The sequence below is a fragment of the Actinocatenispora thailandica genome, from assembly GCF_016865425.1.
GTDB lineage: Bacteria > Actinomycetota > Actinomycetes > Mycobacteriales > Micromonosporaceae > Actinocatenispora > Actinocatenispora thailandica.
Map to the genome: position 1 here is coordinate 2,258,436 of NZ_AP023355.1, position 12,190 is coordinate 2,270,625.

Genomic DNA, 12,190 nt, shown 5'->3' on the forward strand with positions numbered 1-12,190 from the left:
AAGAGAAGAAGCCATGTCCCAGACCACCCCGTCCCTGACCCGGCGCGGCGTGCTCGGCGCGGTCGGCGCCGGCGCCCTGGCCCTGACCGGCGCCGCCGCGTGCGCCCCGTCCGCCGGCGGTACCGGCAAGGCGCAGAGCGTCTCCGACGACGGCGTCAAGAACTTCACGTTCACCGGCTGGTCACTCAACGAGGCGTCGACCAAGAAGGCGCTCGGCGACATCGTCGCCGGCTACCAGAAGTCGTCCGGCGCGAAGATCAAGACGGTGTCGTACCCGTACAACGACTACCTCAACCAGCTGCTGCTGCAGGTACGGGGCGGCAACGCCACCGGCGCCGCGCAGTGCGACGCGGCCTGGCTCGCCACCCTGAAGGCGACCGGCAAGCTCACCGACCTGACCAGGACCGCGGCGGGCGCCGGCTACACCGACGCGGCGCTGGGGCTGGGCAAGGTCGGCGGCGTGCAGTACGGCCTGCCGTGGACGGCCGGCGCGATCGGCATGGTGGGCAACCAGCAGCTGTTCGACAAGGCCGGGATCAAGAAGATCCCGACCACGGTGGACGATTTCGAGGCGATGCTGGAGTCGCTGAAGGCGCTCGGCAACGGGATCGTGCCGTACGCGGCGATGACCAAGGTCGACCAGCTCAAGGACATCATCCCGTGGATGTGGACGTTCGGCAGCCCGGTGGTGCAGAACGACAAGGTGACCGTCGGGGACGACGGCAGCATCGAGGCCGTCACCTGGTACAAGAAGCTCTACGACAAGAAGCTGATCGCGCCGGCGCTGGACCGGTTCGACGCCCGCGCGCTGTTCGGCCAGGGCAAGGTCGGGGTGTACGAGGACGCCCCGGTCGGCCGCGGTGCCGTGGTGGCGGCGGCGAAGAACAAGGACATCGAGAAGCAGCTGGTGCCGTTCGCCCGGCCGGTCGCCCACGCCGGTGACGAGCCGATCGCGTTCGCCTGGGGCGGGGTGCTGGTCGTGCTGGCGGGCAAGGGGTCCGGCGCGGCGGCGAAGTTCGCCCGCAGCGTCACCGCGGACACCGCCACCCAGGCCACCTACTTCGCCAAGACCGGCAACCCGCCGACCACCGGCAAGGCGCTCGCCGATCCGAAGGTCGCCAGCGACACGTTCATCAGCCAGTTCAGCAAGCGGGTCACCCCCACCGCCCGCACCGACCCGTTCTGGGCCTACCCGCAGTACGCGCAGATCGAGCAGGCGCTCGCCACCCAGGTCCAGGCGGTGCTGACCGGTAAGTCCAGCCCGAAGCAGGCCATGTCCGACGCGCGGGAGGCGATGCAGAAGCTCGTCACGAGCTGACCCACCGGGGCCGAACCGGCGCCGCCCACGACACCGCCCGGGGCGTGGCCGTGGCCCCGTGACCCGACCGGCGGGCGCCCCGCCGCCCCGCCGGCGGCCCCGGCGGGGGCCGAGGTACCCCGCCGCCCCGCCGGCTGACCCGGCGGGGCCGAGGTGCCCCGCTCCGACTCGACGGCCGGGCGCCGCAACCGGCGCCCGGCCGGCGGGCGCGCGACCGCGCCCGGTCTCGGCGACAGTGCACGCAACGACTGGCAAGACTTCTCCCACCCCCCGGAGGTCGTCCCATGTCCAGAAGGTTCAACGCACTCGCGGTGGCCGCGGCTGCCGCCATCGTCGGCGCGTCGCTCGCGGCGCCCGCCGCCGCACGGCAGCAGGTCGCACCACCGTCCGGCGCCCGCCCGGAGGTCACCACCCCGGCCGGGGACGGGTACACCCTGGCGTTCGACGACGAGTTCGACGGGTCCACAGTGGACACCACGAGGTGGAACTTCCGCACCGACCAGAAGGCCAAGAGTGCCCAGCTGGCCCGCAACGTGTCCGAGGGCGGCGGCGTGCTGTCGATCGCGCTGAAGAAGGAACAGTACGGCAGCTACGCCTACACCGCCGGCGGCGTGGTCAGCAAGCAGCCGTTCCGGTACGGATACTACGAGACGCGGGCGAAGACGCCGGTCGGCGCGGGCTGGCACACCTCGTTCTGGGCGATGGCCGGCGACGGCACGGACACCTACACGCCGCGGCGGCGCACCGAGATCGACCAGTTCGAGATCAACTCCAGCGCGCCGCAGAACATCAGCCAGGGCGTGATCGCCTGGCGGGCCGACGGCAGTTCCACCAGCATCGGGCGCAGGACGGCGCAGCCCGGGTTCGACACCTCGGCCGGCTGGCACACCTACGGCTTCGACTGGACCGAGGACCGGGTCGCCTTCTACGTGGACGGCACGCTGACCGACACCGCGACCTACCCGCCGAGTGCGGACACGCACGACTACCTCAACATCTGGCTGACCTCGATCGGGTACGAGACGGTCGACGAGACGAAGCTGCCGGCCACCGCCCAGTTCGACTACGTGCGCTACTACCAGAAGGACTACTACGTCGACAACGACACCCCGGCCAGCTACGGCTACAGCGAGAACGGCGCCTGGAACGACAGCACGCTGCCCGGCTTCACCGTCGGCAACACCAGCCGCTGGTCCGCGGCGCCGGGGGCGAGCGCGACCTGGCGGCCGAACCTGCGTGCCGCCGGCCACTACCAGGTCTACGTCTACCGCACCGTCTATCCGGGCAGCGACACCGACTCCCGGCTCGACGTGGTGCACGGCGGCACCACCACGACCACCCACCTGAACTACACCACCGGGACGACCGGCTGGGTGTCGCTCGGCGCGTGGGACTTCCCGGCCGGCACCGGTTCGTCGGTGACGCTGACCCGGGGCAACGGCAACGCCCGCGCCGACGCCGTCAAGTTCGTCCGGGAGGTGTGAGCGATGCCGAACCGACGAGACGTGCTCCGGCTCGCCGGCGCCGGCACCGCCGGCCTCGCGGTACCGGCGCTGCTGCCGACCGGCGCGGCCCAGGCGGCCCCGGCGACCGTACCGCTGGACAACGGTTCGGTGCAGCTCTGCTGGTCGAGATCCGGCGCGCTGCAACGGATCCGGTTGCGCGCGGCGGGCGGCTGGCGGGATCTGCCGCACCCGTCCGGGACGTACTCGGTGCTCGCCGCCGACACCGCACCGACCTCCGACGCGGTCGTGCACGGCACCGCCGGAACGGTGCTGGTGCCCGTGACGACGACGGTCGCCCGGCACGGCGCCGCGGTGCGTGCCACCGCCGCCTTCGACCGGGGCACGCTGGTGGCCGACTGGTCGCTGCACGGTGCCGAGGTGCTCGTCGAGCTGGCGTTCACCGCCGCCACCGACGGCTGGTACTCGATCGCCACGCCGACCCTCGCCACCTTCGACGCCGGTGAACTGACCCGCGGGCTCGTCCCCGGGTACTGGACCGGCACCGCACCGCAGGCCGACCCGACCGCCGCCTCCCGGTACGGCTTGGGCATCCCGACGATGCCGATGGTGGCCCGGGAACGCAGCGCGCCGACCCCGCTGTCGCTGCTGACCGGCCGGGACGGGTTGACCGTCGCGATGATCGCGGAGCCGGGCACCGGCCGCGACCCGTGGCCGGCGGGCGCCTCCGCGCAGACCACCTGGCAGCTAGGCCTCGCCAGCACCGACGCGGCCGGCGACTTCGCCCCGACCGGGTACCACCCGGTGCTGGGGCAGCCGGGCTCGCGGCTCGCCGCGGGTGACACGGTACGGTTCGGGGTGCGGTTCCTGCTCACCGCGGACGGCTGGTTCGCCGCGCTGCGGCACGCGATGACCGAGGTGTACCCGATCGGCGGCTACCTCGCCGTGGCGCGGAACCTGAAGTCGCTGTCCTGGCGGCTGGACACCTCGCAGGACTTCCTCACCGGCCCGGACTCGCAGTGGCACACCTGGTCGTACGGCGGGCGCACCCTCGGCGCGGAGAGCGCGAAGCTGTCCGACGTGGGCGCGATGTGGATGCTCGGCCGGCTGTCTGGCGACCCGGTCGTGCAGGCGGAGCGGCTGCCGTACGCGCGGAACTTCAAGCTGGCCCAGCAGCAGGCCGACGGGGGCCCGTTCCAGGGCGCGGCCCTCGGCGAGTACTTCGGCCGCTACCAGGGGCACGACGACTGGATCAGCGAGAACTTCCGGGCCGGGCAGTCGGCCAACTACGTCTCGCCGATGTTCACCACGTTCTACGCGCTCGCCGACATGGGAAACATCCTGCTGTTCGACCCGGACGACGCGGAGGTGCGCGACCGGGTGCGGCTGGCCGCCGACCGGCTGCTCGCCTGGCAGCACGCCGACGGCAGCTTCGACGTCGGCTACCTGCGGGACGACCCGACGACGCTGATGTATCCGGAGTTGACCGACTACCGCGCCACCTGGTACGGGCTGCTCGTCGCCCACCGCGTCCTCGGCGAGCCGCGCTACCTCACCGCGGCCCGGCGCGGCGCCGACTGGTTCGTCGCCCATGCCGTCCGCGCCGGGCGCTACCTCGGGGTCTGCGACGACTCCCGGCTGATCCCCGACTTCCACGTGGTGTTCTGCGCCCAGGCGCTGCTCGACCTGGCCGAGGCCACCGGCAGCGCGACCTACCGGTCGGCCGCAATCGAGGTGGCGCGCACCTACCTGGCGCACCTGTTCACCCACCCGCAGGCCAGCCGCGACCCGCGTACTTTCGAGGGGCGCACGGTCGAGGAGTGGCAGGTCAGCCAGGCCGGGATGAACTACGAGCACGCCGGGTTCTACGGCACCGCGAACTCCCGCGGCCCGATCCTGCTCGCCTGCCACACCGGCGCGTTCGTCCGGTTCCACCGGCTCACCGGCGACCGGGTGTTCCTCGACCTCGCCCGGGCCGCCGCCCGCGGCCGCGACGCGTTCGTCGACCCGGCGAGCGGCATCCCGTCGTACTACTGGTTCGCCGGTAGCGGCGGTGCGCACACCTACCCGTGGCACGGCTGGTGGCACCTCGGCTGGCTGGTCGACTACCTGGTCGCCGAGGCCGAACTGCGGTCCGGCGGCGCGATCGCCTTCGACCGCGGCTTCATGACCGCCAAGGTCGGCGCCAGCAAACCGACCGGCTTCGCCCCGGGCCGGCTGTACGGTCGGGCGGCGCACCTGGTCCGCCCGCACGCGCTGGTGACGGTCGCCGACCCGGACGTCGACTGGCTCACCGCCCGCTCCGCCGACGGTACGACGCTCTATCTCGTGCTGTTGAACGGATCCCCGACCGCCACCCGCACCACCGCCACGCTGGACCCGCGCGCCCTGGACCCCGGCCAGCGGGCCGCCTGGGGCAGCACCACCGTGCTGTCCGGCGACGCGAGCCGGGACGGCGACACCATCACCGCGAACCTCGCCGGCAACGGCCTCGCGGTACTCGCGATCGACGTGTCGCTGAGCGCCGATCCGGCGGGGCCAGTGCACCGCGGCTTCGCCGTCACCGGTACCACGACGCGCCCGACGGTCACCTGGTCGTACCGGACGACGATCACCTCGTGGCTGCAGTGGCGGCCGGTCGGCGGCAACTGGCGGCAGACCACCCCGGTGCGCGGCCACAGCTTCCGGGAACAACTCGACCTGTCCACAGTGGATGGTGCCGTCGAGCTGCGGACCGTCACCCGCGGCGCCGACGGTGCGGTCGCCTACGCCCCGGCGATCCGCCGCTGAGACCCGGTGCGGGCGGCCGGCTCACCCCTCGCCGACCGCCCGCGCCGCGAGCCGGTCAGGCCGCCGGGTGCGCCAACGCGTCGATGGCCCGGTGCAGATCGGACAGCCGGAGGGTGACGGTGCTGTCGGCGCTCGCGGCCCGCGCCGCGGTCGCGACCAGCTCCCGCAGCACCGCGCTCGGGGTGACGTGTCGGTGGTCGGCCTCGCCGGCCAGCCAGTCGGCGAGCTCCGCCGGAAGCCGCACCGAGAACACCGTGGAGGCCCGCCGTGGCGCGCGCTCCACCTGTGCGCCGGACCAGTCGTCGGACTCCAGGGCCTTCATCGCATCGTCCCGAGCCGCGCTCATGAGGATTCCTCCTTCGTCGGAACGCCCATGAGGCACTGGGGCGCGCGATTCCCCTGATTCGCTCGCTGCCGCTCGCTCATGCCGAGCCTCCTTCGCCGATCAGCCGGCGCACCGTCGCCCGCTCCGCGTCGGACAGGTCGCGGGCCGAGACCACCAGGTAGCCGTCGTCGCCCTCCTCGACGAGCGCCACGGTCAGCCACCGGCCGTCCCGGTCGGCGGCGGCGACCCGCAGCACGCCGCCGAGGTGCTGCCGCAACCGGGGCCGGGCGTGCAGCACGTCGAGCGCCGACTGCCAGCCGACACCGGCCGCGCCGAGGTGGCGGTAGCTCTCGTCGTCGAACCGGTAGGTCTCGTCCACGACCATCTCCACTGTATACGAACGTAAACGGCGAGGCATCCGATCGCCGGCCGGGAATGTCGCGGGCGACAGGCCGGCCGCCCGTTGCGCAGCTCGGCAGCAGCGCGCACGCCGGATCGGTGCGGGATGTACCGCGCACGCTAGTCGCCGGGTGTGACAGTTCGGCCCGGCCTGAGCGGACCGTCCCGGTCTGCTGCCGGTGCACACCGACAACCCGGTTGTGCCCGCTCCGGCCGCGACCTACCGTGCGACTCGATCGGGGACCGGAGCGGGCGGAGGCGACGATGCACGTACTGCTGTCCGGCGTGGTCGGCTCCACCGCGTACGGGCTGGCCGGCCCGGGCTCGGACGTCGACCGGCTCGGCGTCTTCGCGGTGCCCACCGTCGAGCTGCACGGCCTGCGCCGGCCGACGGAGTCGGTGGTGACCACCGCGCCGGACGTGACGATGCACGAGGCGGCGAAGTGGTGCCGGCTGGCGCTGGGCGCCAACCCGACCGTCACGGAACTCGCCTGGCTGCCGGACGACCTGTACGAGGTGCGAACCGGGCTGGGCGAGCGGTTGATCGGGATCCGCACCGCGTTCCTGTCCGCGCCGCGGGTGCGGGACGCGTACCTGGGCTACGCGACCCGGCAGCTGCGGGCACTGTCCGGCGGCGCGGCCGTTCCGGCCGCGGACCGCGAGCTGGTTCGGCGCCGGAGCGCCAAGCACGCGCGGCACCTGGCCCGGCTGGTGGCGCAGGGCGAGGAGTTGTACCGGACCGGTACCGTGCGGATCCAGCTGGCCGACCCGGCCGGGGTCGCCGCGTTCGGCGAGCGGGTCGCCGACGGCGACCTGGCCGCGGCGCGGCGGCTGCTGCGGCGGGCCCGCGAGACGCTGGACACGGTGCCCAGCGCGCTGCCCGACCGGCCGGACGAGCCGGCCGTGGAGCGCTGGCTGCGATCGGTCCGGGCGGCCCGATGGACGGAGGGGGCGGCGTGACGAGACGGCCGAGCGCGGTGCTGGTCGACGTGGACGGCACGGTCGCACTGCGCGGCGACCGCTCGCCGTACGACGAGAGCCGGGTGCACCTGGACACGCCGAACCGGCCGGTGATCGCCACGGTTCGGGCGCTGCACGCGGCGGGGCAGCGGATCGTGTTCTGCTCCGGGCGCACCGACGGCTGCCGGACGGCCACCGAGCGGTGGCTCGGCGAGCACGTCGCGGTGGCGTACGAGGGCCTGCACATGCGGCGGGTCGGCGACCGCCGGAAGGACTGGGTGGTCAAGTCGGAGCTGTTCCGCGAGCACATCGAGCCGCGGTACGACGTGCTGTTGGTCCTGGACGACCGCGACCAGGTGGTGCGGGCCTGGCGCGGCCTCGGCCTCACCGTCTTCCAGGTCGCCGCGGGCGACTTCTAGCCGGGTCGCCGGAGGTGGCGATATCGGCTGTCGGACGGCCCGGGGTCGTGGGTATGCTGGGGTGGTAGCGGAACGGCGCTGATGGGGACAGGTAGCGCCGCAGGCGGCCGAGAGCGATCCGGGGACGGTGGAAGCCCGGTCGGTGCGCGCGGTGGCGAGATCACCCCGGAGCTGCCGGCAGAAAACCGTCATCGGTGAGTAGATCCGGCATCGCTGCGCAACGAGTGGGTCGCGCCCGGCAGCACGGGTGGCGCGGCCAAGGAGGGTGGTACCGCGGGGCCTGGTCCTCGTCCCTTCGACGGAGCCGCACACGTCCGCCGGAGGATCGTCGTCGATGACCGACACACCGCTGTACAACGAGGTGCCCGCGCAGGTCGACCTGCCGGCGCTGGAGCACGAGGTGCTCGCGCTGTGGCGGGACAGCAAGATCTTCGCCAAGTCGATGGCGCAGACCGAGGGCCGTCCCGAGTGGGTGTTCTACGAGGGTCCGCCGACCGCGAACGGGATGCCCGGCGCGCACCACATCGAGGCGCGGGTGTTCAAGGACGTCTTCCCGCGGTACAAGACGATGAAGGGGTTCCACGTCGGCCGCAAGGCGGGCTGGGACTGCCACGGGCTGCCGGTCGAGCTGGCGGTGGAGAAGGAGCTGGGCTTTCGTGGCAAGCCCGACATCGAGGCGTACGGCGTCGCCGAGTTCAACGCCAAGTGCCGCGCGTCGGTGCAGCGTCACGTGGACGCGTTCACCAAGCTCACCGAGCGGATGGGCTACTGGGTCGACCTGTCCGACGCCTACTGGACGATGGACCCGGCCTACATCGAGTCGGTGTGGTGGTCGCTGAAGAAGATCTTCGACGACGGCCGGCTCAGCCAGGACCACCGGGTGGCGCCGTGGTGCCCGCGGTGCGGCACCGGGTTGAGCGACCACGAGCTCGCGCAGGGCTACGAGACGGTCGTCGACCCGTCGGTGTACGTGCGGTTTCCGCTCACCTCCGGCCCGCTGGCCGGCAACACGGCGCTGCTGGTGTGGACCACCACGCCGTGGACGCTGGTGTCCAACACCGCGGTCGCCGCGCACCCCGACGTGGCGTACGTGGTGGCCACCGACGGCACCGAGCGGCTGGTGGTGGCCGAGCCGCTGGTCGCCTCGGCGCTGGGAGAGGGCTGGACGACGACCGGTGAGCGGTTCACCGGGCGGGAGATGCTGCGCTGGGCCTACCGGCGGCCGTTCGAGCTGGTCGACATCCCGGACGCGCACTTCGTCGTCAACGCCGACTACGTGACCGTCGAGGACGGCACCGGCCTGGTGCACCAGTCGCCGGCGTTCGGCGCCGAGGACATGCAGGTGGCCCGGGAGTACGGGCTGCCGGTGGTCAACCCGGTGCGCCCGGACGGCACCTTCGCGCCGGAGGTCGGTCTGGTCGGCGGGGTGTTCTTCAAGACCGCCGACGAGGCGCTCACCGCCGACCTCGACGCGCGCGGCCTGCTGTTCCGGCACCTGGCCTACGAGCACTCCTACCCGCACTGCTGGCGCTGCCACACCCCGCTGCTGTACTACGCGCAGCCGTCCTGGTACATCCGCACCACCCAGGTCAAGGACGAGCTGCTGCGGGAGAACGAGCGCACCACCTGGTACCCGGAGACGGTCAAGCACGGCCGCTACGGCGACTGGCTGAACAACAACATCGACTGGGCGCTGTCCCGGACCCGGTACTGGGGTACCCCGCTGCCGATCTGGCGCTGCGGTGAGGAGCACCTGACCTGCGTCGGATCGCTCGCCGAACTGGCCGAGCTGGCCGGCCGCGACCTGACCGGCCTGGACCCGCACCGGCCCTACATCGACGAGGTGACGCTGACCTGCCCGCAGTGCGGCGGCGAGGCCCACCGGGTGCCGGAGGTCATCGACGCCTGGTACGACTCCGGGTCGATGCCGTTCGCGCAGTGGGGCTACCCGCACCGCAACGTCGAGCAGTTCGAGTCGACCTACCCGGCCCAGTTCATCTGCGAGGCGATCGACCAGACCCGCGGCTGGTTCTACACCCTGATGGCGATCGGCACGCTGGTGTTCGACCGCTCCTCGTACGAGACGGTGGTGTGCCTGGGGCACATCCTCGCCGAGGACGGCCGCAAGATGTCCAAGCACCTGGGCAACATCCTCGACCCGATCGAGCTGATGGAAGCCAACGGCGCGGACGCGGTGCGCTGGTTCATGGCCGCCGGCGGTTCGCCGTGGGCGGCGCGGCGGGTCGGCCACGGCACCATCCAGGAGGTCGTCCGCAAGACGCTGCTGACCTACTGGAACACCGTGTCGTTCCAGGCGCTGTACGCGCGGCTGGCGAACTGGTCGCCGTCCGCTGCGGATCCGAAGCCGGCCGACCGCACGCTGCTCGACCGGTGGCTGCTGTCCGAGCTCAACACGCTGGTCCGGGAGGTGGACGCGGCGCTGGACGGGTTCGACACGCAGCGCGCCGGGCGGCTGCTCGCCGCGTTCGTCGACGACCTGTCGAACTGGTACGTGCGCCGGTCGCGGCGCCGCTGCTGGCAGGGCGATCCGGCGGCGCTCGCCACCCTGCACACCGCGATCGAGACGGTCACCCGACTGCTGGCGCCGATCGTTCCGTTCGTCACCGAGCGGGTCTGGCAGGACCTGGTCCGGCCGGTGACCCCGGACGCGCCGGAGTCGGTGCACCTGGCGGCGTTCCCGGAACCGGACGAGGCGCTGGTCGACCCGCGGCTGTCGGGCAGATGACGCTGGCCCGCCGGCTGGTGGAGCTGGGCCGCAGCGCCCGGGCCGAGGCGAAGGTGAAGACCCGGCAGCCGCTGTCCCGGGCGCTGGTCGCCGCGGCGGGCGCGGACGATTTGCCGGAAGAACTGGCCGCGGAGATCTGCGCCGAGCTGAACGTCACCGAACTCGGTTCGCTCGCCACCGTGGGCGGGTCGCTGGTCGACGTGACCGCGAAGGCGAACTTCCGCGCCCTGGGCAAGCGGTTCGGCAAGCGCACCCAGCAGGTGGCGGCGGCGATCGCGGCCACCGACGCGGCGGAGCTGTCCGCGGCGCTGCGCGACGGTACCGCCGCGGTCGACGTCGACGGGGAGCGGATCGAGCTGTCCGTCGACGAGGTGGTCGTCACCGAGACCCCGCGGGAGGGGTGGGCGGTGGCCACCGAGTCCGGCGCCACCGTCGCGCTGGACCTCGCGGTGACCCCGGAGCTGCGCCGGGCCGGGCTGGCCCGGGAGGCGATCCGGCTGATCCAGGAGGCGCGCAAGGCGAGCGGACTGCAGGTGTCCGACCGCATCGCGGTGCGCTGGGACGCGGGCGAGGCGGAGACCTCCGATGCGCTGACCGAGCACGCGGCGCTGGTCGCCGACGAGGTGCTCGCGGTCGACTTCGCGCACGGTACCGGCGACGGCAACGGGTTCGGTAGGCCGTTCACCGACGACGGCCTCGGCCTGACGTTCCGGCTGCGCCGGGCCTGACCGGTCCGGTACGGCCGCGTCACCTGCGGTGGCGCGGCCCACCGGCCGGGTCACCTGTGGTGGCGCGGGCGACCGGCCGGCGCTGTGCCGCCCGGTGGGCGCCGAGCCCACCGGGTTCCAGACGGTGCGGGGCCGCCCGACCGGAACGGGTGCGGTCGGCCCGGTCAGGCGTCCGGGAGTGGGGCGAGTTCGGGGCTGAGTACCGCGCGGGCACCCTGCCGGGCGCCGGCGCGCAGCGCGTGCGCCACGTCACCGTCCGCCAGGTATCGGGTGAGGAACCCGGCGAAGAACGCGTCGCCGGCACCGTTGCTGTCCACCACCTCGGGCACCGGCTCGGCGGCCACCTCGTACCAGCGGCCCCGCGCGTCGAGGGCGGTCGCGCCGTCGGCGCCGTGGGTGCACACCGCGAGCCGGGCGCCCCGGGCGACCTGCTCGGCGAGGAAGTCGCGGTAGCCGGGCATCCGGTCGGAGCTGAGGAACACGTGGTCGGCGGCGTCACGGAACGGTTCGTGGAACTCGCTGCGCCCGTCGTAGTCGTGCAGGTCGGTCCAGATCGGTACGCCGGTCGACCGGGCGGCCGGGATCAGCGCCCGGGAGTGGGTGGCGAGATCGAGTACCACCGCCGAGGCCGTCGCCATCGCCGCGGTGACCGGTTCCACCGGCAGCTCGGCATCGGCCGGGCCGGTCTCCAGGTACACCGAGACGCGGGCGCCGCGCGCGTCCATCAGGTTGAGGTGCTGCTCGGTCGGTACGTCGGTGTCCGCGGCCAGCAGCCGTACCCCGGCTCCGGTGAGCGCCGACCGGACCCGGCCGCCGGCCGGGTCGGTGCCGATGACGGTGGCCAGCGTGACGTCGTGGCCCAGCCGGCGCAGGTTCAGTGCCTTGCCGGCGGAGGTGCCACCGAGAGTGTCGTGCCACCCGCGCGCCACCACCATGTGCGGGCGCGGAGCGGGCAGTTCGGCCAGTTGTACCAGTCGGTTCCAGGACACCGGCCCGGCGACGAAGATGGTCATGGGGCCATGATCGTCGGGTCGCGGCGAGT

General features: G+C 73.1%; 8 protein-coding genes and 1 pseudogene. 6 read left to right on the forward strand and 3 right to left on the reverse strand.

All coding sequences use genetic code 11. The annotated features are described in order from the left end of the window. The first annotated feature begins 13 nt into the window (after positions 1-13). The 3 genes from Athai_RS10050 to Athai_RS10060 all read left to right on the forward strand — a co-directional run bounded on the left by Athai_RS10050 (position 14) and on the right by Athai_RS10060 (position 5,571). Positions 14-1,318: an extracellular solute-binding protein gene (locus Athai_RS10050; RefSeq protein ID WP_203961253.1), complete on the forward strand. Its 1,305-nt coding sequence runs from the start codon at positions 14-16 to the stop codon at positions 1,316-1,318. A gap of 284 nt (positions 1,319-1,602) precedes the next feature. Beyond that, a complete protein-coding gene (locus Athai_RS10055) occupies positions 1,603-2,802 on the forward strand; it encodes a glycoside hydrolase family 16 protein (protein ID WP_203961254.1) in 1,200 nt (399 codons plus the stop codon). A gap of 3 nt (positions 2,803-2,805) precedes the next feature. Further along, complete coding sequence (locus Athai_RS10060) at positions 2,806-5,571, forward strand: hypothetical protein (RefSeq protein WP_203961255.1); 2,766 nt, start codon at positions 2,806-2,808, stop codon at positions 5,569-5,571. A 55-nt stretch (positions 5,572-5,626) separates the two neighbouring features. Here the strand turns inward: Athai_RS10060 and Athai_RS10065 are convergent, their stop codons facing one another. Continuing rightward, entirely contained in the window at positions 5,627-5,917 is a 291-nt protein-coding gene (locus tag Athai_RS10065; RefSeq protein ID WP_203961256.1) for a hypothetical protein, read from the reverse strand. Positions 5,918-5,993: 76 nt separating this feature from the next. Further along, complete coding sequence (locus tag Athai_RS10070; RefSeq protein WP_203961257.1) at positions 5,994-6,281, reverse strand: hypothetical protein; 288 nt, start codon at positions 6,279-6,281, stop codon at positions 5,994-5,996. A 278-nt stretch (positions 6,282-6,559) separates the two neighbouring features. Between Athai_RS10070 and Athai_RS10075 the strand changes: the two genes are divergently transcribed. From Athai_RS10075 to ileS, 3 genes and pseudogenes are all read left to right on the forward strand, one after another. After that, positions 6,560-7,255, forward strand: a complete 696-nt coding sequence (locus Athai_RS10075; RefSeq protein WP_203961258.1) for a nucleotidyltransferase domain-containing protein — start codon at positions 6,560-6,562, stop codon at positions 7,253-7,255. After that, positions 7,252-7,674 carry a phosphatase domain-containing protein gene (locus Athai_RS10080; protein ID WP_203961259.1) on the forward strand — a complete coding sequence of 141 codons (423 nt, stop codon included), beginning with the start codon at positions 7,252-7,254 and terminating at the stop codon, positions 7,672-7,674. Before Athai_RS10075 ends, Athai_RS10080 begins: the two co-directional genes overlap by 4 nt. Positions 7,675-8,023: 349 nt before the next feature. Continuing rightward, positions 8,024-11,148 (forward strand): annotated as a pseudogene (gene ileS / locus Athai_RS10085) (isoleucine--tRNA ligase). 164 nt (positions 11,149-11,312) lie between these two features. Here the strand turns inward: ileS and Athai_RS10090 are convergent. Then, positions 11,313-12,161, reverse strand: a complete 849-nt coding sequence (locus Athai_RS10090; RefSeq protein ID WP_203961260.1) for a carbohydrate kinase family protein — start codon at positions 12,159-12,161, stop codon at positions 11,313-11,315. Positions 12,162-12,190 lie beyond the last annotated feature (29 nt).

Coding starts and splice junctions, on each gene's coding strand:
- Athai_RS10050 (WP_203961253.1), top strand. CDS start 14: ATGTCCCAGACCACCCCGTCCCTGACCCGGCGCGGCGTGCTCGGCGCG.
- Athai_RS10055 (WP_203961254.1), top strand. CDS start 1,603: ATGTCCAGAAGGTTCAACGCACTCGCGGTGGCCGCGGCTGCCGCCATC.
- Athai_RS10060 (WP_203961255.1), top strand. CDS start 2,806: ATGCCGAACCGACGAGACGTGCTCCGGCTCGCCGGCGCCGGCACCGCC.
- Athai_RS10065 (WP_203961256.1), bottom strand. CDS start 5,917: ATGAGCGCGGCTCGGGACGATGCGATGAAGGCCCTGGAGTCCGACGAC.
- Athai_RS10070 (WP_203961257.1), bottom strand. CDS start 6,281: ATGGTCGTGGACGAGACCTACCGGTTCGACGACGAGAGCTACCGCCAC.
- Athai_RS10075 (WP_203961258.1), top strand. CDS start 6,560: ATGCACGTACTGCTGTCCGGCGTGGTCGGCTCCACCGCGTACGGGCTG.
- Athai_RS10090 (WP_203961260.1), bottom strand. CDS start 12,161: ATGACCATCTTCGTCGCCGGGCCGGTGTCCTGGAACCGACTGGTACAA.